This is a genomic window from Nocardia speluncae NBRC 108251 (genome assembly GCF_001613245.1).
GTDB classification, from domain to species: Bacteria; Actinomycetota; Actinomycetes; order Mycobacteriales; family Mycobacteriaceae; genus Nocardia; species Nocardia speluncae.
This window is the reverse complement of the sequence record NZ_BDBZ01000033.1, coordinates 59,158-81,449: the sequence shown is the minus strand read 5'-3', so window position 1 is coordinate 81,449 and position 22,292 is coordinate 59,158. Positions and strand designations below refer to the sequence as shown.

Here is a 22,292-nt window from a genome sequence, read left to right as displayed (position 1 = left end):
GACCTCAGAATCCGGTACCGGTCGCGACGGCGGGCGGCAATCGGCCGAATCGGCCGCTCAACCGCGCGAAACCGTCGAGCGAACCAGCGTGGCCGCGCTGAGCGACAGTGAGTTCGCCGCGCAGGTACGCGGCTGGCTCGACGAACAACTCGACGGCGAGTTCCGGGAGTTGCGCGGGCTCGGCGGGCCCGGCCGCGAGCACGAGGCATTCGACGAACGCCTGGAATGGGACCGCGCCCTGGCCGCCGCGGGCTGGACCTGCCTCGGCTGGCCGGTCGAACACGGCGGCCGGGCGGCGAGCGTAGGCCAGCAGATCATCTTCCACGAGGAGTACGCCAAGGCGAACGCGCCGGCGCGCGTCTCGCACGTGGGCGAGGAGCTGCTCGGCCCGACTCTGCTGGCCTTCGGTACCGACGCCCAGCGTGACCGGTTCCTGCCGGGTATCCGCACGGTCAGCGAACTGTGGTGCCAGGGCTACTCCGAACCCGGCGCCGGATCCGATCTGGCCGCGGTATCCACCTCGGCCCGCCTCGACGGCGACCACTGGTCGATCAACGGCCAGAAAATCTGGACGTCGCTGGCACATGTGGCCGACTGGTGCTTCGCGGTATGCCGCACCGAACCCGGCTCGAAACGCCACAAGGGGCTGTCCTACCTGCTGGTCCCGATGAACCAGCCGGGTATCGAGGTGCGGCCCATCGTGCAGCTCACCGGCACCTCCGAATTCAACGAGGTGTTCTTCGACGACGCCCGCACCGAGGCCGGTCTGGTGGTCGGCGACGCCGGTGACGGCTGGCGGGTCGCCATGGGCACACTCAATGTCGAACGTGGCATCTCCACTCTGGGGCAGCAGATCCGTTTCGCCCGGGAACTGGCGGCCATCGAGGAAATGGCCCGCGAATCGGGCGCCCTCGACGATCCGCTGCTCGCGGAACAGGTCGATCGCGCCTGGGTGGGCCTGCGTGTCCTGCGCGCGCACGCCATGCGCACGATGGCCGAAACCGCCGACGACGGGGGACAGGCCTCGGTCGGCAAACTGCTGTGGGCGGATTGGCACCGCGGACTCGGTGAACTCGCCATGGCGGTGCGCGGCGCGGCCGGCCTGGTCGCCGCCGACGGTGATCTCGACGAATGGCAGCGGCTGTATCTGTTCACCCGCGCCGATACGATCTACGGAGGTTCGAACGAAGTGCAGCGCAACATCATTTCCGAGCGTGTGCTCGGCCTGCCCCGCGAGGCCCGGCAGTGAGCGGGCCGCTGTCGGTGCCGCCGGCCCAGACCCCCGGCCACGGACTGCTCACCGGCCGTCGCGCCGTGGTGACCGCGGCCGCCGGGACCGGAATCGGCTCGGCCACCGCCCGCCGGCTGTTGAACGAGGGCGCGGACGTGGTGGTCTCCGACTGGCACGAACGGCGTCTGGAGGCGACCCGTGCGGAACTGTCCGAGGAGTTCGCCGATCGTAAGGTGCACGCGATCGTCTGCGATGTGACCAGTACCGGGCAGGTCGACGAACTCGTCCGTGGCGCTGCCGCGGCACTGGGCGGGGTCGAAATCTTCGTCAACAATGCAGGCCTCGGCGGTGAGACGCCGGTGGTCGATATGACCGACGAGCAGTGGGACAAGGTCCTCGACATCACCCTCAACGGCACCTTCCGTTGTACCCGCGCCGCGCTCAACTACTTCCGGGACGCGAAGCACGGTGGTGTGATCGTCAACAACGCGAGCGTGCTGGGCTGGCGCGCACAGTACGGCCAGGCACACTATGCCGCCGCGAAGGCCGGCGTAATGGCTCTGACCAGGTGCAGCGCAGTGGAGGCCGCCGAACTCGGGGTCCGGATCAACGCGGTATCGCCGAGTATCGCCCGGCACGCGTTCCTCGACAAGGTCAGTTCCAGTGAGCTGCTCGACCGGCTCTCCGAGGGGGAAGCCTTCGGTCGCGCGGCCGAACCGTGGGAGGTCGCCGCGACGATCGCCATGCTGGCCAGCGATTACACCACCTACCTCACCGGTGAGGTGGTCTCGGTCAGCAGTCAGCGCGCGTGAGCTGTGACCGGCCGGTGCGCGCAGCGTGCACCGGCCGGGTCAGGCCCGGGTGAGCGCGAATATGCGCAGGTCGCGGCTGGTCCGTTCGCGATACGTGGCGTACGCGCTGGTCAATTCGATGAAACGCTGAAAGATCGTTTCCTTCGCCGAGTCGTCGACGGGGGTGGCGGTTACGGGGATCCGTTCGCCGGCGACCGCCACGGTCGCGCCCGGATCGGCCAGCAGGTTGGCGGTCCAGGCCGGGTGGTGGGCTTGCCCGAAATTACTGCCGATGACGTACAGCGTGTCGCCGTCGTGGACGTACAGCAGCGGCTGGGTGCGGGGTGCCCCTGTTTTACGGCCCGTCGTGGTGAGCAGCAGTACCGGTGCCCCGACCGGACCCAGCACGGTGTACTTCGCGCCGGTGCGTTCCAGCACCCGGCGATCCAGGGGTGTGAGCTTGCGGATCACCCAGGAACCGGGGGTGGTGGCGGCGAACCTGCCTGCCACCCGGGACAGGGCGCTGTCCGGTGATCCCCACTGCCACTGTGGAAACGGCTGCGTCATGGGTGGAATGTACCCGCACCGCCTCGATGGAACCGGTTCGCGGATTTGCGCGTCCAATCAGATCGGAAAGTAGTGCGGAAGTGTTGTTCCGTGATTCGGGCCCGGTGGGTCCGGCTCCGATATCCGAGGGGGGAGCCGGAATCGCCGGGCCCTATCGGTTTTCGAACTACCATAGACCCAAGCAAATGCTTGGTTGTATTATGGTCGGGTGACCGCACCCGACCCCACCAAATCGGCCCGGCGAACCGAACTCCTCGACTTGGCGGCCGAGCTGTTCGCCGAACGGGGCGTGCGCGCGACCACGGTGCGAGATATCGCCGACGCCGCCGGGATCCTCTCCGGCAGCCTCTATCATCACTTCTCCTCGAAAGAGGGGATGGTAGACGAGATCTTGCGCGGATTCCTCGACGAACTCTTCGGCCGCTACCGCGAAATCGCCGAGGAAGGGCTGAGTGCCCGCGCCACCCTGGAAGCGCTGGTGCTGGCGTCCTACGAGGCGATCGACCGCTCGCATGCCGCGGTCGCCATCTACCAGTCCGAGGCCAAACGGCTGCAGACCTCTGAACGCTTCGCCTACATCGACGAATACAACCGCGAATTCCGGGAACTGTGGCGGCGCGTGCTCACCAGCGGTGTCGCCGACGGCAGTTTCCGTCCCGAACTCGATGTCGATCTGGCCTACCGCTTCCTGCGTGACACCGTCTGGGTGGCGGTCCGCTGGTATCAGCCGGCCGGCGGATCGGTCACAGTCGACACCCTCGCCAAGCAGTACCTCACCATTGTGCTCGACGGGCTCACCGTGCCGGGCCATACCGATTAGGAGAAAACCTATGGCTACAGCTGCCCGCCGTCCGTACACGCCGTTGAGCGAGGCCTATGTGGTCGACGCGGTGCGCACCCCGGTCGGCAAGCGCGGTGGCGCGCTGGCCGGGGTCCATCCCGCCGATCTCGGTGCGGCCGCGTTGCAGGGCTTGTTGTCGCGTCACTCGCTCGATCCGGCGAAGGTCGACGATGTGATCGTCGGCTGCGTCGACAATGTGGGCCCGCAAGCCGGCAATATCGGCCGGACCATGTGGTTGACCGCCGGATTCCCCGAGGAAGTGCCCGGGGTGACGGTGGACCGGCAGTGCGGGTCCAGCCAGCAGGCGATCAACTTCGGTGCGCAGGCGATCATGAGCGGGACCGCCGAGGTAATCGTGGCCGGCGGTGTCCAGAACATGAGCGCCATCCCGATCTCGGCGGCCATGCTCGCCGGTAAGGAATACGGTTTCGATTCCCCGTTTGTCGGCGCGAAGGGCTGGGACCACCGGTACGGCACCGGCGAGGTGTCCCAGTTCCGCGGCGCGCAGATGATCGCCGAGAAGTGGGGGATCAGCCGCGAGGATATGGAGCGCTGGGCGCTGCGTAGCCACGAGCGGGCCCGCGCCGCCATCAAAGCCGGCCGGTTCGACAAAGAAATCGTGCCGGTGGGCGATTTCTGGATCGACCAGGGGCCGCGGGAAACCAGCCTGGAGAAGATGGCAACGCTGCCCGCTCTGGAGGAGGGCAGCCCGCTGACGGCGGCGGTGGCCTCGCAGATCTCCGACGGTGCCAGCGCGACCCTGCTCGCCTCGAAATGGGCCGTCGAGGAATACGGCCTGACCCCGCGTGCCCGCATCATCCACGTCAGCGCTCGCGGCGCCGATCCGCTCTACATGCTCACCGCGCCGATCCCGGCGACCAAGTTCGCGCTGGAGAAGACCGGTCTGACCATCGACGATATCGATGCGATCGAGATCAACGAGGCCTTCGCGTCCGTGGTGCTGGCCTGGTTCAAGGAGACCGGCGCCGATCCGGAGAAGGTGAACGTCAACGGCGGTGCGATCGCGCTCGGCCACCCCCTGGGCGCGACCGGTGCGAAGCTGTTCGCGACCTTGCTCAATGAGCTGGAGCGGATCGACGGCCGCTACGGCCTGCTCACCATCTGTGAGGGCGGCGGCACCGCCAACGCGACCATTATCGAACGTATCGCCTGACGATTCCGGCGCGGGCGGTGATCACCGCCCGCCGACTGTGGGTGTTTTCGGCCCCCGGCTCCCGGCTCTTTGCCGGTAGTCGGGGGTCTTTCGCGTTGGGGTGATCATTTCGACCGGCATGTGGCCAGGCTCGCAGCGGCAGGGGCTCGAAATAGATAGTTAGCCTATGTAACAATGTTGGAGTGCAGCCGTACCCGGTGACCGAGAAGGACGACACCGTCGTCGACCTGATCGTCACCGCGGGACGGCTCACGCGATCGGTCGGGGAGATCAGCGCCGACGATCTGCCCCGCGCCACGGTGCGTGCCCTGGCGGTACTCGACCACCACGGTGCCCTGCGGGTCGGCGATTTCGCCCGGATCGATCGCTCGTCACAACCCAGCGCGACCGCATTGATCGGCCGGCTGGTATCGCAGGGCTACGCCTCGCGCCACCGCGACCCCGCCGATTCCCGCGGCGTACTCGTAGAACTGACCCCCGCCGGGCGCGCCCGGCTCGCCGCCTTCCGGGCGGCTGTGCGCAATGCACTGCACGATCGGCTCGCCGGATTCGACGCCGAACGACTTGCTCGCCTGGCGAGTGACCTTCGCGAACTGCTGGCGGCGATCGACACCACAGCCGAACAGGATTCGCTACCGAGGACACCTTTATGAGCAACACCACCGATGTGGCCACCGCACCGGCCGATACCGACTCCACACAGCCGAAGGCGGTCTGGGCGGTCGCCTTCGCCAGCGTTATCGCGTTCATGGGCATCGGCCTGGTCGACCCGATCCTCAAACCCATCGGTGAACAGCTCAACGCCTCGCCGTCACAGGTATCGCTGCTGTTCACCAGCTATATGCTCGTCACCGGCGTCGCCATGCTCATCACCGGCGTCATCTCCAGCCGCTTCGGTGCGAAGAAAACACTACTGGCCGGCCTGGCCCTGATCATCGTCTTCGCTGCAGCGGCCGGACTGTCGAATACGGTCGGGCAGATCGTCGGATTCCGGGCCGGCTGGGGGCTGGGTAACGCCCTGTTCATTGCCACCGCGCTCGCCACCATCGTCGGCTCCGCGACCGGTGGAGTCGCGCGGGCCATCATCCTGTACGAGGCCGCGCTCGGTATCGGTATCGCCACCGGACCGCTGGTGGGTGGCCTGCTGGGCGGAATCAGCTGGCGTGGGCCGTTCTTCGGTGTTTCGGTGCTGATGGCTATCGCGCTGGTCGCCATTGTCGTACTGCTGCCCGAAGGGCCGAAGGCCGCGAAACCGACCTCGCTGGCCGCCCCCTTCAAGGCGCTGCGTCATCGTGGACTGCTGGTCGTGAGCATCACCGCGCTGCTGTACAACTTCGGTTTCTTCACCCTGCTCGCCTACACCCCGTTCCCGCTGGATATGGGCACCTACGCCATCGGCTTCATCTTCTGCGGCTGGGGCATCCTGCTCGCGATCTCCTCGGTGTTCATCGCTCCGAAACTGCAGGCGCGGTTCGGTACCCTGCCGATGATCGCGCTCGCGGTCGGCCTGTTCGCCGCCGACCTGGCCGTGATGGCACTGTTCGCCGACCACAAGCCGGTGCTGATCGGCGGCGTGGTGATCGCGGGACTCTTCCTCGGCGTGAACAACACCTTGATCACCGAGGCCGTCATGATCTCCGCGCCGGTGGAACGCTCCACCGCGTCCGCCGCCTACAGCTTCGTCCGGTTCGCCGGTGGCGCCGCCGCGCCGTGGCTGGCGGGCAAACTCGGCGAAACCAGCATCTCCCTGCCGTTCTGGATCGGCGCCGCGTGTACCGCCGTGGGGGTCGTGGTCCTACTGGGCGGCCGGAAAGCACTTGCTCATATCGACGACCACGACCCCGCCCCGCACAGCGTGGAGGAAGCGCAAGCGCTGACGGTCGGAGACTGACCTCACCGAGGTTCCGAAAATGCCCTGCGTCCGCCAAGCATTTGCTAGGTTCCGCACATGAGGAAGCTGCTGGCAGTCTTCGGTGCGGTGGTGACAGGGCTGGCAGTGGTCGCCGGAGCCGGAACAGCGACTGCCGAAGACCTTCCCGTCGATTTCAATTTCTTCGCCGGTATCGCACCGGAACTCCTGAACCCGGGCGGTTCACTGCCCGGATCCAACGACTACGGGTGCGTACCCGCACCCGAGCATCCCGAGCCGGTGGTGCTGGTTCACGGCACCGGAGGGTCGCAACAGACGAACTGGGGTGCCTACGTGCCCCTGCTGAAAAATGCCGGTTACTGCGTATTCTCGATCACGTACGGCGCGCCGTCCGGTCTGCCGTGGCCGGCCACCGCGGTCGGGGGGATGGGCGAGATGACCGAGAGCGCCCGCCAGTTGGGGGTGTTCGTCGACGGTGTTCTCGCCGCGACCGGCGCGGCCCAGGTCGATATCGTGGGCCATTCGCAAGGAACGGTGGTGCCGGCGTACTACGCGAAGTACCTCGGCGGCAGGGACAAAATCGACAAGTACGTTTCGCTGGCTCCCGCGTGGAACGGCACCACCGTGGCCGGCGCGGATGTCATCTTCGAACTCGCCCGGCGGCTCGGGATACAACCGGAGCACTTCCCGATCTGTCACGCATGCGCCGAACTGGACCCTGGTTCGCCGTTCATGCACGCGATCCGGGCAGGCGGGTACTACCTGCCCGAGATCGAATACACCAATATCGCCACGCAATACGACGAACTCGTCGTTCCCTACACTTCCGGACTGCCACCGGGCGGCAGCAACGTCCACAACATCGTGATCCAGCAAGGATGCCCGGTCGACTACACGGAACACGCGGGACTGGCAGGGGCACGCCGTGCGGCCTATTTCGTCCTCAATGCCCTCGACCCCGAACATCCGCAACCCGTACCCTGCGACCGCGCCGCCCCCTTCTCGGGCGCGCCGTTCTGAGCGCCCGGCCGCGAACCCGCGGACCGGCCCCGGACGCGACTACCGGCCCGCGGCCCACACGTCCCCTGCGTCTACCCCGCTGGTTCCTCCCCGTTGACTACCCGGTCGCCGCACAGTCCTGTCCAGTTGCCGGTCACCATCTCGATCGGGAACCAGATTTTCGTTTGGCCGCTACCGTATTGAGCGTGGGAGTCGACACCGCATCGCGGCGGTATATGGTCGGCGGCCGAAGGCAGGAACAGATGTCGTTTCACGGCAATCTGCAAGAGGGGGCTTGATGAGCGGAAATATCGATCTGAATGGGTCGCCTTCGCGAATTTCGTGGATGGCTGGCGCAAGATGTGCTGCCACTGGATGACCGGGATCTGTTCGAACGGTGTCGGGACTCCTGGTGTCCAGCTGCCCGGGTCGTATGCGTTGGCGACGAGCACACCGATTCCGTTTTCCCACTCCTCGATCCGGGCAATCGCGGCATGGATGCTGCCGGGATCGGCAAGATCCATCGCCACCGGCAGCGCGCGGCCACCGGCGGCGATCACCTGCCGGGTGACGTCCTCGGCAGCGGCTCGGTTCTTGCGGTAGGTAAAGGCGACTGATGCACCTCGCGTGCTGCAGGCGATGGCGATTGCCCGACCGATGCCGGTATTGCCGCCGGTCACGAGCACAGTGTGATGCATGTCGAATTCCTTCGGTACACAGGGCCGCATCGGTCAGCCGGCTGTCATGTTCGGTGGTGGCCCGAGGATCTCGACTCCGTATCTGGCCGCCGCGGCGATGAGGGCGCCGACGTCGGGTGGACTGTCCGGAATCGGCGGAAGCGACAGATCACCTGCGGGTTCACCGGTTTCGACGAACCACTGCTCGAACCCGGCAGGCATGATCAGTGCGAGGAAACGGCATTCCTCGGACTCCGCCTGATAGAAGTGCGGCAGCCCACGCGGCGCGAACGTAATCGAACCCGGCCCGGCGCGAAAGTCCCTGCCATCGATGTGGATAGCGAGTTCGCCCTTGAGCACGATGAACGTCTCGTCCTGTAGCGCGTGACGGTGCAGGGGCGCGGCAGTGCCGCGCCGGCACCTGTGTTCGGTGAGTGCGAAACGGCCGTCGGTTTGCTCACCAGTCAGTCGTAACTGCATCAGCGCGCCCAGGTGCCAGACGGCTCTACCGACATCGTCGGTGGCTTGGAATGGCTGCGACATGAGGTCGACTCCTTCGCTCAGCTGTTGCGGTGTGTTTCCGCGATTCCGGTTACCAATGTCGCGACGACTCCGATAGCGAACTCGCGCGCCTGTTCCCGGTGGGTGTCGGCGTCCGCGACGGCCGCGCCGTGGAAGTGGTGCAGGAATGCTCGTTGGAAGCAGGCGCCCAGCAACGCGGCCGCGGCGGAGTCGGGATCGGCGCCGGAGGACATCCGGCCGCGCGCCTGTTCGGCCCGCAGCAGACCTGCCAGATCCCGCAACGGGAGGTGCGGGCCGGTACCGAGCGCGGACATCGCCTCCCGGTGCCGGCGCAGGAGTGCCGGGTCCGAGAACAGCGATACATTGATCGCGAAACTGCCCTCGTAGAACAGTGTTGCCTCCACGGCGATCTCGACGAGGCAGTCGTGCAGAGAGCGTCCTCCCGGGTCTGTGGTGTACTGCGAGATCAGCGGGCCGAAGGCCGGTAGCCGCTCCTGCAACACGGCGACGACCAGATCTTCTTTGCTCGTGAAATGCCGGTACAGCGCGGGCTCGGAACACGCGGCTGCTCGCGCGATCTCTTTGGTGGTCGTACGCGCCAGCCCGGCCTCCCGCATCAACCGCTCGGCGGCCAGCAGGATGCGGGCACGGGTATCGGCACCTCTGGACATAGCCCTCGATTCCTCACTGTTATGCGTTGTTAGTTAGTGCTCACTACCTTAGCGTAGTGAGCACTAACTAACCAAGAGGAGTGGATATGAAACTCACCGTCTTCGGTGCTACCGGTGGCACCGGCCGTCATATAGTCGACCAAGCGCTCGAAGCCGGTCATCACGTGACGGCAGTGGTGCGCAATCCGCAACGCATGCCGGTATCGCACCCACGCCTCGAGAGGGTGACTGTCGGCATCGCCGATGCCGACGCGCTGGTTCCGGCCGTGCGGGGCCGCGACGCGGTACTGTCCGCGCTGGCCGCGAGCACAAAGAACGGGAGCATCGCGACGACCGGCGTACGAAACATCCTGCACGCCATGGCCACAGTCGAAGTGCGACGATTTGTCGTCGTGAGTGCAGTCCCTGTGGGCCCCGTACCGGAGGGCGAGACGTTCGTGATGCGGGCGGTGGTCACGCCGATCATCAGCCGCGTGTTCCGCGACGTCTACACCGACCTCGCCCAGATGGAAACCGGCATCCGCAACAGTTCAGCCGAATGGACTATCGTGCGACCACCACGTTTGCTCGATACGCCCGCCACGGGCGACTATCGCGTGAGTATCGGTTCGAACGTCCCACGCGGACACCGTATCGGTCGCGCCGATCTTGCGCACGCAATGCTGTCCAGTCTCGAGAACATCGACACTGTTCGGCAGATCATCGGAGTCGCCGACTGACAGGCCAACCGACCGCCCCGGCCCCTGGCGAGCTACCCGGACCAGGCTGGATAAGTGCCATCGGTTTGAGACGCCCACCGCCGGCTCAGGACGTGAGACAGCACGATAGGAGCAGGCATTCTGCCTGATCACACGTCCCGGATGACGACCCGGTCGCCACAGAGTTTGTTCCAGTCGTCCCGGTCGGAGGTGAGTACCAGCGCGGGGCCGGGGGCCCGCAATGCCATAGCGGCGACCAGGGCGTCGATGGCGTATTTGTGGCCGTGCAACCCGCCTGCAGCGCGAAGTAGTTTCACTGCGGCCAGCGAGTCGTTCGGTAGTGCCGGTTCGACTCGCAATCGCGAAAGGTACCAATTCAGGCGGGCGATATCGGTTTTTCCGTGGGCCGCCTCGACGATCGTCAGCACCGACACACGCACTACGATTCCCGCTCGGCGAGCAGCCTCCACCCGAGCGGTGAGCGCCCGGTCCTGCTGTAACAGCAGGCCGAATGCCTGGCAGTCGAGGACGATCGATTGGACCTGGGGCTCGTTCACGCGGCGCCGCGGCCGGTGGTCGCGCCGGCCGGACCGAACATATCCCGTGCCGCCGCCACGATCTCGGCTTCGGTGAGCGGTTCGTGAGTGGATTCGTACTCTGCGACGATCTCGGCCAGTCCGTCCATTTCCAGCTGGTGGCGCACCGCTTCGGCGATATATGCCGACACATTGCGCTGACCGGCACGTTCGCGGACGGCTGTCAGCAGATCGGTGGGCATGGACACCGAGACATTGGAGGTCGAGCCTGCGCGTGTAGTCGACACCCGGCTATTGTACGACAAAAACTATTACACTCGACCTGCTTACTCGAGTCGAGAGCCTCCGGCCGCAGGGGGTGATTCGACAGGAAGAAGGCCCGCCCACGCGTGGTGGGCGGGCCTGGCGTGAATTCGATCAGTTAGCGGATTCGGCGCCCTGGGGGAGCGCAGCGAGAGTGCCGATCCGGGCGACCGCGTCCGTGACGACCCGGTCGATGAGTTCCTGGCAGGTCGGTAGATCGTCCAGGATGCCGCTCACCTGGCCGGCAGCGAGCACACCGGCTTCGGTATTGCCCTCGACCAGCCCGGCGCGCAACAGCATCGGAGTGTTGGCGGCCATGATCACCTGCGACCAGGTGAGGTCCTTGGCCTTGCGCATGGCCAGGCCGTCGCGGACGAGGGTCGACCATTTCATGCCGGTCATGCTCTTGAACTTGGTCGCGTTGCCGACCGCCGCGGTGAGTCCGCGGATACGGCCCGAACCCTCCAGCTTCTGCACGAGTTCGGTGTTGAGTACCCGGTGCGGCATACCGTCGACCTTCGTCGAGACCACCGTTTCGCCGAGCCGGCGGCGCAGGTACTCCTGTTTCACCGAATCCGGGACGCTGCTTTCCTGGGTGAGCAGGAACCGGGTGCCCATGGCGACACCTGCGGCGCCGTAGGCGAGGGCGGCGGCCAGCCCGCGTCCGTCGTAGAAACCGCCGGCCGCGACGACCGGGATATCGACGGCGTCCAGTACCGACGGCAGCAGCAGAGTGGTCGCGACCGGGCCGGTGTGCCCGCCGCCTTCGCCACCCTGGACGATCACGGCGTCGGCGCCCCACGAGGCGACCTTCACCGCATGCTTGGCGGCGCCGATCGACGGAACCACCACCACGCCGGCGTCCTTCAGCTTCGCGATGAGATCTTTCTTCGGCGCCAGCGCGAACGATGCGACTTTCACGTTCTCGCGGATCAGCAGGTCGATCCGCTCGGGCGCGTCGGAGGCGTCGGCGCGGATGTTCACGCCGAACGGCTTATCGGTCTGCGTTTTGGTTTTGGCGATGGCCGTTTCGAGCTCGGCGTAGGTCATGGTGGCCGAGGCCAGAATCCCCAGGCCGCCCGCGTTGGAGGTGGCCGATACGAGGCTCGGGCCCGCCACCCAGCCCATCCCGGTCTGCACGACGGGGTGTTCGATCCCGACCAGTTCGGTCAGCGGGGTCCGCAGCCGGGAGGTCACTGCGGAACCTCCTTCTCGCGGATCTTCTTGGGATCCAGGACCTCACGGATGATGCGCAGTTCCTCGGTGCTCGGCAACCGGCTCTCCCCGGCGGTGCCCAGGTCGGCGATTTCGAACGAGGTGTTCTCCGCGACCTCTTCGGCGGTGACTCCGGGGTGCAGGCTCAGCGCGCGCATGGTGTTACCGGGCCCGCCGAAATCGAAAACGCCCAGGTTGCTGACCACATGGTGGACCTTCATGAACCGGTAGGCGGGGTTCTCGGGGTCGATCTTGTCGTAACCGATCCCGGCGACGATATCGACGTTCTCGCAGAACACCCGCCTGGTGTGCCGCGCAACCCAATAGCTCGTCGGGTGGTTGATCGTATTGCCCGGCGCGCCACGGACCCCGAACATCTGCCGGGTCGGCTGCTGCAGCGGTCCGAAGGCGGACAGGTTCTGGTTGCCGAATCGGTCGATCTGGTTGGCGCCCATGACTACGTGGCGTCGGCCCGAGGCCAGGACATCGAAAACCCTGCGGAACGGGATCCAGCCCTCCACCGGTGCCTTACCGCCGATGGGCGGTGTTTCGGCGAGGAAGAACGCTTCGCCGTCGGAGAGCAGCAGGTCGGGTTCGAAGGTGAGTTTCGCGAGCCGGGCGCCCAACTGGGCCATCGGCGTCATCGGGCTGGCGAAGATTTCCCCGGCATCCCGGAAGATCTCGGCGCAGGCGATCGCGCAGACCTCGGCCCGGGTGATGGTTTCGGTGCTGGTCACCGCTGCTCCTCCTTGAATCGCGCGACGGCGGCCTGGTAGTCGTCTTCGGAGCCGCTGAGGTAGGTGTCGACGAAGGTCTGCCAGGTTTCCGGTGACTTGGCGGCTTCGACGTAGTGGCGCTGGAACTTCTCGTCGCGCCCGTAGCTGTCCCCACCGAGGGTGAAGTGCGCGCCGTTCGGTGCCTCGGCCACCGCGTCGACCATCATGCGGTTGAGCAGCAGCGACTGCGTCGGAACGGTTTTGACCAGTTCTTCGGTGTCCACGATGCGCTCCACCGACAGGTACCGCTTCTCGGCGGCCATGCAGAACAGGTCGTCCATATACGGGTCCACCCCCTGGTACGCGGCGTTCCCGTGCGGGTCGCCGAGGTTCAGGTGTACCAGCGCGGCATCGAGGTTCAGTGCGGGCATGGCGATCAGGGTTTCCGCCTTACCACCCGGTCCCGGGTAGGGCGAGGTGACGGTGGTCAGTTCGCCGTCCCAGAAATTCGGCACATCCGAGCCGAGGCCCGCGCGGATCGGCAGGAACGGCAGCCGCGCCGCGGCCGCCTCCAGCCCGCATTTGAGCATGCCCTCGTCCATTTCCCGGGCCACGATCTGCCCCGAGGTGCGGGCTTTGGCGAACCACGGATCGTAGAACGGCGCCGAGTCGAGGGAGACGAAACCGTAATAGGCCTTGCGGACCTTTCCGGCCGAAAGCAGCAGGCCGAGGTCGGGGCCGCCGTAGGTGACCACGGTGAGGTCGGTGACATCCGACCGCAGCAGCGCCCGCACCAGGGCCATCGGCTTACGCCGCGACCCCCAGCCGCCGATGCCGATAGTCATTCCGCTGCGCAGTTCGCCGACGATCTCGTCCAGCGATTTCCGCTTGTCTCGCATGGTTTTCCGCTCCATGTCAGTTCTTGTCTTTTTGCGCTGCCAGGTCGTCGTCGAACCGCTCGCGGATCTCGTCCGAGGCGCCCGAGAGGTTCAGTTCGAAGGTGAAGCCTTGCTCGTAGCGGTAGCTGCGGTGCACGTCCTGCACGTCGATTCCGTTGAGTGCGCGTTTGGCGGCCCGGATCACCCGTCCGTCCTTGGCGGCGATGTTCTCGGCGACTTCGAGCGTTGCAGCGTCGAGTTCGTCGCGGGGCACCACCTTCAGTACCGAGCCGTGATGGTGCAGCTGCTGGGCGGTGGCCGTGGCGGCCGTGAAGAACAGGGCGCGCATGAGGTGCTGGGGGACCAGCCGGGACAGGTGGGTCGCCGCGCCGAGCGCGCCGCGGTCGACCTCGGGCAGGCCGAAGGTGGCGTCCTCGGAGGCGATGATGATGTCGGAGTTGCCGACGAGGCCGATTCCGCCGCCGAGGCAGAAGCCCTGGACCGCGGTGACGACCGGGACCGGGCAGTCGTAGACGGCGGCGAAGGCCTCGAAGCAGCCGTGGTTGGCGTCGATCAGCGCCTGGTGGCCCGGTGTGCGCTGCATTTCCTTGATATCCACGCCGGCGTTGAAGCCCCGGTTCTCCGCACGCAGCACGACCACGCGGGTTTGCGGGTCGCGCCCAGCGGCGCGGATCTCGTCGGCGAGGGTGAACCAGCCGTCCGAGGGTATGGCGTTGACCGGCGGATAGTCGACCGTGACCACGGCGATACCGGCGGATTCCGAATGGCGGGTGATCCCCATCGCGTATCCAATCTCGCATTCTCGAGCATCTTGGCTAAGCAAGCAATTGCTTGGTAGGTTAACACGGTGGCACTCGAAATCGACCTGTCCGATCGCGTCGTTCTGGTAACCGGGGGCGTCCGCGGTGTCGGCGCCGGTATCAGCCGGGTCCTGCTGGCCGCCGGCGCAACCGTGGTGGCGTGCGCGCGCCGACCGGCGGAAACTCCGGTGGAAGTGGGCGGACGCGCTATCGACTTCCTGCCCTGCGATGTGCGTGACGCCGAGGCGGTGCGGGCGATGATCGAGGAGGTCGTGCGCCGGTACGGCCGGCTCGACGCCGCGGTGAACAATGCCGGGGGATCGCCCTATGTGCTGGCAGCCGATGCCAGCCCGAAATTCCATACCAAGATCATCGAATTGAATCTGCTCGCGGCCCTGCACGTCGCGCAGGCGGCACACGCGGTGATGAGTGAACGGGAAACCGGCGGGTCGATCATCAATATCTCCAGCCTGAGCGGTCACCGGCCCTCGCCCGGTACCGCCGCCTACGGTGCGGCCAAGGCCGGAGTGGACGCACTCACCGTCTCCCTGGCCGCGGAATGGGCGCCCCGGGTCCGGGTCAACTCGCTGGTCGTCGGCGCGGTGGAAACCGAGCTCGCCGAATTGCACTACGGCGACGCCGACGGTGTGGCCGCCGTCGGGCAGACCATCCCGATGGGCCGGATGGCGCGGCCCGACGATGTCGGCAACGGGGTGGCGTTCCTGCTCTCCCCGCTCGCGGGATACATCAGCGGCGCCACCCTGCAGATCCACGGCGGCGGCGAACCGCCGGCTTTCCTTTCGGCCGCCAACGCCGCCCATTCCACCGACGCGGCGAAAACCGCACAGCCCTGACGCGCCTCGGCGCCGCCCCGCCGGCGCGACAACACCAGTGACGACCATCGACGATAGGAACGGATATGGCAACCGAGGGCATCTGTGCCGGACGGACAGTCATCATCACCGGCGCCGGCCGGGGAATCGGCCGCGCGCACGCACTGGCCTTCGCGGCCGCGGGCGCGAAGGTCGTGGTCAATGACATCGGCACCAGCCTCAGTGGTGAATCCACCGCGGAGACGCCCGCCGAGCAGGTGGTTTCCGAAATCCGCGCGGCCGGCGGCGAAGCGGTCGCCAACGGCGACGATGTGGCGAGCTGGGACGGTTCGCAGCGGCTGATCCAGCAGGCCGTGGATACCTTCGGCGGCCTCGATGTCCTGGTCAACAACGCCGGTTTCGTCCGCGACCGCATGCTGGTCAACCTCGCCGAAGACGAATGGGACTCGGTGGTCCGGGTTCACCTGAAGGGCCATTTCGCCACCATGCGGCACGCGGCCGCGTATTGGCGCGCGGAGTCCAAGGCCGGCCGCCCGGTCGACGCCCGGATCATCAACACCAGCTCCGGCGCCGGTCTGCAGGGCAGCGTCGGCCAGGGCAACTACGGCGCCGCCAAAGCGGGTATCGCCGGCTTGACCCTCACCGCTTCGGCCGAATTCGGTCGTTACGGCGTCACCGTGAACGCTATCGCGCCCTCGGCCCGCACCCGGATGACCGAAACGGTTTTCGCCGACATGATGGCCAAACCGGGCGACGGTTTCGACGCCATGGCGCCGGAGAACATCTCGCCGATCGTGGTGTGGCTCGGTAGCCCGGAATCGGCCGGGATCACCGGCCGGATGTTCGAGGTCGAGGGCGGGCGTATCGCTTTGGCCGAAGGCTGGCGGCACGGTGTCCCGGTGGACCGCGGAACCCGCTGGAACCCGGCCGATCTCGGCCCGGTGGTGGCGGAACTGATCTCGAAGGGGAACGCGCCGGAGCCGGTTTACGGGGCGTCGTAAACCCTGCCTCGGGCACCCGGCGGGCCGCATAGTCGAGTCTGCGCCCGCCGGGTTGCTCCGGCCACGGTGAACGGTCCGCGACGGATCGTGGTCCAGCACCCTTCCGATCGCCTCGAAGCGATCTGGTGTGGCCATTGCGGAAGCCGGTCATCCAAGCCGAGGCTGCCGGTGTCCCCGGGGTCGTGCCGTTGCCTGCGTTACCGGTTCAGGGGTCCCGGCGGAACTCCACTACTCCGCGGCCGATAGCCGTATCGATCAGCGGAGGAACCGGCGTACCCGGCCGCCTCGGCGGCACGGTATGCATGATCCACATTCACCGCTCGCGGACCCACCCCGATGGCAGGCGAACCCGGATACTCGGCGCTGCGACCGGAGCGGCGCAGGGAGCCGGGATGCTCGCTGTCGTCCGCTGGTGTGGACCGGCCGATGGCGCTTTCGGCCGAGGGCTCGTGTGGGAAGACGGACACCGTTCGCCGCCCGGATCCGCCGGCGTGCAGGTGGCTCAGTTACCGCATGCGCCGAACGGCAACTGTGAATAATCACACGCCCGATTGCGGTATCACCGCTGTGGCCTGTCGCTCCACCTGCGGTGCAGTGCAGGGCAGTTGCCGTCTCGCCGCTTTGTTATGCGGCGGTCAGGGCCCTGGTTTACCATGGGCAACCATCTGTTCGTTCTGCCCGGAAGGCGTCATCACCGGGGGATCCGCAATATCGATCGAGGGGATGGCTGGCGCATGGCCGTTGGTCGCAGCAAGCGATTACTCGCAGTAGCCGGGGCAGCGGGTTGCCTGGCGCTACTCGGGGGGCCGGGATACGCAGCCGCCGAACCGGGCCGCTCACCGAAGGTGGAGCAGGGGCCGACAGGAAGCGGTGGCAACGGGTTCGCGCCGCCCGGTGACGCCGGGCCCGAATCGGGCCCCAGCGCCCCACTCGCGATTCCCGGCCGGCCGAACGAAGCGCCCGGGGCAGTCGCACCGCCCCGGGACGACCGCGCCGGGGCCGGCCTCGGTACCGGCAGTGCGGGCGTTCCCGCACCCGCTGATACGCCGCCCGCGCCGGCCGATATTCCCTCCGCCCCGGAGCTGAGCGGGCCGGGCGCCACCGGCAGAAGTGGGCCGGAGCCCGGCGAGGTCGCGCAATGGCAAACCCTGGATATCCCGGGCCGCGGTAGTTCCGCGGGGGCAGGTCCGGCAACTGAATCCTCGGCGCCTACCGCGCCGGCACCCGCACCCACCGATGTTGCCGAACCCGTGGGCCCCATCGGCCTGGGCACCGCACTCGGCACCATTCTCGGCACCGGTTCGGCAGCGGTCGGTTCGGCGGCGCTCGCCCCCTTGGCCGTTACCGGCTCCGCTGCCGCGGGAACGGGCTCGGCGGCGCTGGGCACCGGTTCCGCCGCAGTGGGTTCCGCCGGCGTGGGGCTGGGAGCCACCGGTTCGGCCGGCCTCGGCACCGGTTCCGCCGTGCTCGGAACAGGTTCGGCCGCAGTGGGTTCCGCCGGAGCGGGTGTGCTGGGCTCCGGTTCGGCGGCGCTCGGTTCGGCGGGAATCGGGGTGCTCGGTACCGGTTCGGCCGGGCTCGGTTCGGCCGCAGTGGGTTCCGCGGCCACGGGTTCGGCGGCCGCCGGTTCGGCAGCGACCGGTTCGGCGGCCCTGGGGTCCGCCGGAGTGGGTTCGGCTGCCCCGTTGCTACTTCTCCTGTTACCGGTGCCGCCGGTGCCGTCGGCTCCGGTCGGGCCGCCGTTGGCGCTGCCGGCGCCCGGTGGTGCCGGTGCGGGCCCCGGCGCACCCAGTGTGGTGGATGTCGCGGTCGGCGGGGGTCTTCCCGCTCCTGCGGCGCCGGCCCCCGCCGCACCCGGTGCTCCGGCACCGAGCGCGCCGCCGGTGGCCGCGGCGCCACCGAGTCACACCGTGCGTCCGACCAGCGCCGAGGGCCTGCTGCCGGAACCGGCGCTGCTGTCGGTGATCGGTGGGCTCGTCGCCTTGGCTATCGCCGGCGGTGGTTCGGCCGTGATGAGCTATCAGAGCGCCGCACAGGCACAGGCGCGTATCGATGCCGCGCGCTCCGAATTCTTCGGAACGGGTGCGTGATCGCGATGACACAGAGCAAAACGCAAAGTACTCGTGCCTACCGTCGCGTCGCGGCTGCCGTGGATGCGGTGTGCGCGATTGCTGCCGACGCCGACGCCACCACGCTGGACCAGGTGGTCGACGCGGTGGCCGCCGAGCGGGGCCGGCCGATCGAGATCACTGATGCCGATCTCGGCCCCGGTGTCTGTGGGCAGCGGCGGTACTACCCGGCCAAGGACATCATCGTGCTGGCCAGCGCGCTGCCGAGTCGCGACCACACGCTCGCGCACGAGCTGGGCCATATCGTCTTCGACCACGAGGGTGCTCCGGCTACCGAGGTGACGCTCGAGGTGAGTGACGATCTGATCGCCTACATGCTGAGTCAGCGTGCACATCAGACCGCCCTCGAGGACGGGGAGAACGACCAGGCCGAATGGGAGGCCGAAACGTTCGCCGCCATGCTGATGACACGTTTGCGCGTTTTCAACAGCCGGGGCGCGGGCGTCTCGGTCCTTCGATTCGATGAGGCTCTGGGATGACCTTCTGGTTGACCGCCCTCCTGGTTTGGGTCGCCGCCGGCGCTCGGGTGGGGCGTGTTCTCGTCAAGCCGGCGACCACCGCCCGAGTGGCGATCGTGGTGGCTGTTGCCGCGGTGGCCCTGGCCTGTACCGCGGCGATTCCTGATGTGGGCCTGGCGATCGACAACTTGCTCCCCGGTGGACTGGCCGGTGAGTTGCTGTCCGAAGGTGTGGTTGTCGGCGCCTGGTTACTGTTCGTCACCGCGACCTCGGTGGTCGCCTCCGCGGCCTGGCCGGTGGTTTCGCGCCGGAATCTGCGCCAGATCGCCTGGGGGATATACGGTCTCGGGATTCTGGCGAGTGTCGCCGCGCTGCTGTGGTCGTTCGTTCTCGGCTGGGCGGTGGTCGCGGCTGCCGGGATTTTCATTGTGGTGACGGGGCTGCGCAATCTCAGTTGGACGGCGCTGGGCCGCGGTATCGCCCTCTACATCGCCGGAACCGCACTGGTGATCGGGCTGGCCGCCGGGCAGATCCAGCGTGGCCTTACCGATGCCCCCGGCGCCGAACCGGGCAAGCCGACGTGGGCGTGGCCGCTGTGGCAGGTCGCCGCGCTGCTGATCGCGTTCGGTGCGGTGTGGATCGTGGTCGAGATGTGGTTGCGGGCGCGGTTGTTGCTGCGGCGCGTGCAGAGCCTGCACAGGGTGATGGTGAAGCGGTTCCCGGAGGTGGTGCAGGAGGAGACCGGGACATCGACCCAGCTCAAGGCCTCGGATCGGGTCGCGCAGATCATGGATGCGCTGTACCTGCAATCGGGCGGTGGAGTGGAGATCGTTGCCGCCGGTGACCCCCCGGCGGCGATCGCCCGGCGGGCCGAGCGTGTTGCGGAGTGGGCCAGGCATCCGCTGGGACCGGCCGTGGTGGATGCCCGGTGGATCGCGCCACCGGAGGGAATCAGCCCGCGAGGCTGGGTGCAGGCGATTGCCCAGGCCTTCGACGCGCTGCCGGAACAGGCCGCGCAACCGGAGCCCGCTTCGGGCTAGTTGCCCGAGGTATGCGGTACGTCCGTTACGTCACTGTGATAACACTCGATGTGGCTCGTGAATCATGCCGAGTGGTCGGTACGGTGATTATCGGACACTGCAAATCTTCAGGCTCGACGATACTGGTGCCGCAGAAATTCTTCCCGGCTCGGCCGCCGGTATGACGGTTACCCCGGACAGAGACAGGCGCGGTGCGATCCTGATGAGGACCGCACCGCGCCTGTTTCCGGTTCTATTCCGTTCCGTCCGGAGGAACTTCGGGCAAACCCTCGCTGGCACGCAGTTTCTCCGCCATGGAGGTCAGCAGGTTCTGCGACTCCTCGGAGAGGTCGAAAGCCCGGCTGGACAGCCGGCGCAGGCCGTAACCCTGTAGCTGCGCTAGGAGTTCGAGGTCGTGATCGATCTTCGCGGCGTAGATGTCGTTGAAGAAGTAGTCGGGCTTCACCTTGAAGAACTTCGCCAGGGCGGCGACCGTCTCATCGGACGGATTCGTCCGCTGGCCCGACCGTAACTGCGACAGATACGGTTTGGAGATCGGATGACCGGATGCCGTCAGTGCGGCCGCTACCTCTGCATTGGTGTGCGGCTTACGCCCCGGGGGATGCACGGTTTCGAACAGCTTGTTCAGCCGCGCCGCGAAATCAGCCATTGTGAGCCGCCCAATTCCCTTCACTGTACTAACAGTCGTTATCTCGGATACCTATCATTGATATTAGCGGCTCAGTAACTGAAAACCTACGCCTGATTCAGGATTTCCTTGAAGCTTCTAGGTTGTATCCGGGGAAGTGGACCGCGGTATCGCGTTTGCGGGTTACCCCGCACGGAACTTGTGGGCTCGTAATACCACCAGGTCGCCGCCCGTCCCGGGGGTCTTCCCGGGCGGGCGGCGAGTAGCCTCCGGATTGCTGATGCCCCTTCTGAAGCACCGTATAGTGCATTGTGTGGTGTACGACACGTCTGGCCAACGGTGAGATGAACGTTCAACCTACGTGTGGAATTTACCGAGATCCGGGGCCCTTGCCTGTGAAGGGGGACTAACGCCCCGGATCCGCTGGATCATCGTCGGCGAATTCGCCGGGCCGTCACAGCCGTTCGATGATCGTTCCCGTCGCGAGTGCGCCACCGGCGCACATGAGAACCATTGCAGTGCTGCGATCGGATCGCTCGAGTTCGTGCAGGGCGGTGGTGATCAGCCGGGACCCCGTCGAGCCGACCGGATGGCCCAGCGCGATCGCTCCGCCGTTCACATTTACCCGGTCGAAATCCGGCTTGTGTACCTGTGCCCACGACAATGCGACAGAGGCGAAAGCCTCATTGATCTCGAAAAGATCAATATCGTCGATGCTCATCCCGGAGCGTTCGAGCAGCCGGCTGCACGCCTGCACCGGCCCGTCGAGGTGGAACTCCGGCTCCGCACCCACGAGGCACTGGGTCACCACCCGGGCTCGTGGCCGCAGGCCCTCGCGTTCGGCGGCCTTCTCGTCCATGAGCAGGACCGCCGCGGCGCCGTCGGAGATCTGCGAGGAGGTGCCGGCGGTGTGGATACCGCCCTCCAGCACGGGCTTCAGCTTCGCCAGGCTTTCCGCAGTGGTCTCCCGCAGCCCCTGGTCTCGGCTCACTTCCTGCTTCTCGCCGGTCGGATTGCCCTCTTTGTCGACGACCGGGGCCGTGATCGTCAGTACCTCGCGGTCGAAGCGGCCCTCGGACCATGCCTGGGCGGCCAGCCGCTGCGATCGGACGCCGAGTGCGTCGATGTCTTCGCGAGTGATGCCGCGCCGTTTGGCGATCCGCTCGGCCGCCTCGAACTGGTTGGGCATATCGATATCCCAGGAAGCGGGGCGCCGCGGGCCTGCCTGCTCGCCGACATTGGCGCCCAGCGGCACCTGGCTCATCGCCTCGACACCGCATGCGACCCCGATATCGATGGCATCGGTGGCGATCAGCCCGGCGATGAGATGGTTGGCCTGTTGAGCCGAACCGCATTGGGCGTCGATGGTCGTGGCGCCGATCTGCCAGGGCAGGCCCGCGGCGAGCCAGGCGGTCCGGGTGATGTTGTTGGACTGGGCCCCGGCCTGGGTGACGCAGCCGCCGATGATCTGCTCGACCTTGGCGGGGTCGAGGTGGGCGCGATCGAGCAGTCCGCGCTGGGCGAGACCGAGGATCTCGGCCGCGTGGAGCCCGGAGAGCCAGCCGTTGCGCTTGCCGATGGGGGTGCGAGCTGCCTCGACGATAACGGGTGTGCCCATCTTGAACCTTTCGTTTCGGACAGAAAACTGGAACGTGTTCCGCACATTGGTGGAGGTAAGTTCAGTCCGGTTTCT

At 67.0% G+C, this 22,292-nt stretch carries 25 protein-coding genes; 13 read left to right on the top strand and 12 right to left on the bottom strand.

What is annotated here, in order from left to right:
* The first annotated feature begins 88 nt into the window (after positions 1-88).
* Together NS6_RS23915 and NS6_RS23910 are read left to right on the top strand one after the other, a co-directional pair.
* Positions 89-1,249, top strand: a complete 1,161-nt coding sequence (locus tag NS6_RS23915; RefSeq protein ID WP_068045871.1) for an acyl-CoA dehydrogenase family protein — start codon at positions 89-91, stop codon at positions 1,247-1,249.
* A complete protein-coding gene (locus NS6_RS23910) occupies positions 1,246-2,043 on the top strand; it encodes an SDR family oxidoreductase (RefSeq protein WP_068045584.1) in 798 nt (265 codons plus the stop codon). Before NS6_RS23915 ends, NS6_RS23910 begins: the two co-directional genes overlap by 4 nt.
* A gap of 39 nt (positions 2,044-2,082) precedes the next feature.
* On the opposite strand, the gene NS6_RS23905 is transcribed toward NS6_RS23910, so the two are convergent.
* Positions 2,083-2,589, bottom strand: coding sequence for a nitroreductase family deazaflavin-dependent oxidoreductase (locus tag NS6_RS23905; protein ID WP_068045581.1), 507 nt, complete (start codon positions 2,587-2,589; stop codon positions 2,083-2,085).
* A 208-nt stretch (positions 2,590-2,797) separates the two neighbouring features.
* On the opposite strand from NS6_RS23905, the gene NS6_RS23900 reads away from it, so the two are divergent.
* The 5 genes from NS6_RS23900 (at position 2,798) to NS6_RS23880 (ending at position 7,494) form a co-directional block, all read left to right on the top strand.
* Positions 2,798-3,409 carry a TetR/AcrR family transcriptional regulator gene (locus NS6_RS23900; protein ID WP_068045868.1) on the top strand — a complete coding sequence of 204 codons (612 nt, stop codon included), beginning with the start codon at positions 2,798-2,800 and terminating at the stop codon, positions 3,407-3,409.
* Positions 3,410-3,452: 43 nt separating this feature from the next.
* The gene (locus tag NS6_RS23895) at positions 3,453-4,604 is read left to right on the top strand and encodes an acetyl-CoA C-acetyltransferase (RefSeq protein WP_068045865.1); all 1,152 of its coding nucleotides are present in this window, start codon (positions 3,453-3,455) and stop codon (positions 4,602-4,604) included.
* Between the two features lie 182 nt (positions 4,605-4,786).
* Positions 4,787-5,257, top strand: a complete 471-nt coding sequence (locus tag NS6_RS23890) for a MarR family winged helix-turn-helix transcriptional regulator (RefSeq protein ID WP_084471353.1) — start codon at positions 4,787-4,789, stop codon at positions 5,255-5,257.
* Entirely contained in the window at positions 5,254-6,495 is a 1,242-nt protein-coding gene (locus NS6_RS23885) for an MFS transporter (RefSeq protein WP_068045578.1), read from the top strand. Before NS6_RS23890 ends, NS6_RS23885 begins: the two co-directional genes overlap by 4 nt.
* 57 nt (positions 6,496-6,552) lie before the next feature.
* Entirely contained in the window at positions 6,553-7,494 is a 942-nt protein-coding gene (locus tag NS6_RS23880; protein WP_068045575.1) for an esterase/lipase family protein, read from the top strand.
* 71 nt (positions 7,495-7,565) lie between these two features.
* On the opposite strand, the gene NS6_RS23875 is transcribed toward NS6_RS23880, so the two are convergent.
* From NS6_RS23875 to NS6_RS23865, 3 genes are read right to left on the bottom strand one after another with little or no spacing between them, the layout of a single operon-like run.
* Positions 7,566-8,153: an SDR family NAD(P)-dependent oxidoreductase gene (locus NS6_RS23875; RefSeq protein ID WP_168443492.1), complete on the bottom strand. Its 588-nt coding sequence runs from the start codon at positions 8,151-8,153 to the stop codon at positions 7,566-7,568.
* Positions 8,154-8,204: 51 nt separating this feature from the next.
* Positions 8,205-8,693, bottom strand: coding sequence for a cupin domain-containing protein (locus NS6_RS23870; RefSeq protein ID WP_068045569.1), 489 nt, complete (start codon positions 8,691-8,693; stop codon positions 8,205-8,207).
* A gap of 17 nt (positions 8,694-8,710) precedes the next feature.
* Positions 8,711-9,343 carry a TetR/AcrR family transcriptional regulator gene (locus NS6_RS23865; protein ID WP_068045566.1) on the bottom strand — a complete coding sequence of 211 codons (633 nt, stop codon included), beginning with the start codon at positions 9,341-9,343 and terminating at the stop codon, positions 8,711-8,713.
* 86 nt (positions 9,344-9,429) lie between these two features.
* Between NS6_RS23865 and NS6_RS23860 the strand changes: the two genes are divergently transcribed.
* On the top strand, positions 9,430-10,062 hold the full coding sequence (locus NS6_RS23860; protein WP_068045860.1) for an NAD(P)-dependent oxidoreductase: 633 nt from the start codon (positions 9,430-9,432) through the stop codon (positions 10,060-10,062).
* A gap of 128 nt (positions 10,063-10,190) precedes the next feature.
* Here NS6_RS23860 and NS6_RS23855 read toward each other — a convergent pair whose 3' ends face one another.
* From NS6_RS23855 to NS6_RS23830, 6 genes are all read right to left on the bottom strand, one after another.
* Positions 10,191-10,598: a PIN domain-containing protein gene (locus NS6_RS23855; protein WP_068045563.1), complete on the bottom strand. Its 408-nt coding sequence runs from the start codon at positions 10,596-10,598 to the stop codon at positions 10,191-10,193.
* Positions 10,595-10,864, bottom strand: coding sequence for a hypothetical protein (locus NS6_RS23850; protein ID WP_068045560.1), 270 nt, complete (start codon positions 10,862-10,864; stop codon positions 10,595-10,597). Before NS6_RS23850 ends, NS6_RS23855 begins: the two co-directional genes overlap by 4 nt.
* Before the next feature lie 130 nt (positions 10,865-10,994).
* Entirely contained in the window at positions 10,995-12,077 is a 1,083-nt protein-coding gene (locus NS6_RS23845; protein ID WP_068045558.1) for an NAD(P)H-dependent flavin oxidoreductase, read from the bottom strand.
* On the bottom strand, positions 12,074-12,832 hold the full coding sequence (locus tag NS6_RS23840; protein WP_068045555.1) for a CoA-transferase subunit beta: 759 nt from the start codon (positions 12,830-12,832) through the stop codon (positions 12,074-12,076). Before NS6_RS23840 ends, NS6_RS23845 begins: the two co-directional genes overlap by 4 nt.
* Entirely contained in the window at positions 12,829-13,710 is an 882-nt protein-coding gene (locus tag NS6_RS23835; RefSeq protein WP_157112915.1) for a CoA transferase subunit A, read from the bottom strand. The genes NS6_RS23840 and NS6_RS23835 overlap by 4 nt, the downstream gene beginning before the upstream one ends.
* Positions 13,711-13,726: 16 nt before the next feature.
* A complete protein-coding gene (locus NS6_RS23830; RefSeq protein ID WP_068045549.1) occupies positions 13,727-14,491 on the bottom strand; it encodes an enoyl-CoA hydratase family protein in 765 nt (254 codons plus the stop codon).
* A 66-nt stretch (positions 14,492-14,557) separates the two neighbouring features.
* Between NS6_RS23830 and NS6_RS23825 the strand changes: the two genes are divergently transcribed.
* The 5 genes from NS6_RS23825 to NS6_RS23805 all read left to right on the top strand — a co-directional run bounded on the left by NS6_RS23825 (position 14,558) and on the right by NS6_RS23805 (position 19,971).
* A complete protein-coding gene (locus NS6_RS23825; protein ID WP_068045546.1) occupies positions 14,558-15,364 on the top strand; it encodes an SDR family oxidoreductase in 807 nt (268 codons plus the stop codon).
* 65 nt (positions 15,365-15,429) lie between these two features.
* Positions 15,430-16,344 (top strand): SDR family oxidoreductase, encoded by a 915-nt coding sequence (locus NS6_RS23820; protein WP_068045543.1) that lies wholly within the window; start codon positions 15,430-15,432, stop codon positions 16,342-16,344.
* 734 nt (positions 16,345-17,078) lie between these two features.
* The gene (locus tag NS6_RS23815; protein WP_157112914.1) at positions 17,079-18,434 is read left to right on the top strand and encodes a hypothetical protein; all 1,356 of its coding nucleotides are present in this window, start codon (positions 17,079-17,081) and stop codon (positions 18,432-18,434) included.
* Positions 18,435-18,439: 5 nt separating this feature from the next.
* Entirely contained in the window at positions 18,440-18,952 is a 513-nt protein-coding gene (locus NS6_RS23810; protein WP_068045857.1) for an ImmA/IrrE family metallo-endopeptidase, read from the top strand.
* A complete protein-coding gene (locus NS6_RS23805; protein ID WP_068045539.1) occupies positions 18,949-19,971 on the top strand; it encodes a hypothetical protein in 1,023 nt (340 codons plus the stop codon). The genes NS6_RS23810 and NS6_RS23805 overlap by 4 nt, the downstream gene beginning before the upstream one ends.
* Before the next feature lie 232 nt (positions 19,972-20,203).
* On the opposite strand, the gene NS6_RS23800 is transcribed toward NS6_RS23805, so the two are convergent.
* Together NS6_RS23800 and NS6_RS23795 are read right to left on the bottom strand one after the other, a co-directional pair.
* A complete protein-coding gene (locus NS6_RS23800) occupies positions 20,204-20,620 on the bottom strand; it encodes a helix-turn-helix domain-containing protein (RefSeq protein ID WP_033244044.1) in 417 nt (138 codons plus the stop codon).
* A 433-nt stretch (positions 20,621-21,053) separates the two neighbouring features.
* Positions 21,054-22,217, bottom strand: coding sequence for a steroid 3-ketoacyl-CoA thiolase (locus NS6_RS23795; protein WP_068045536.1), 1,164 nt, complete (start codon positions 22,215-22,217; stop codon positions 21,054-21,056).
* Between the last annotated feature and the right edge of the window lie 75 nt (positions 22,218-22,292).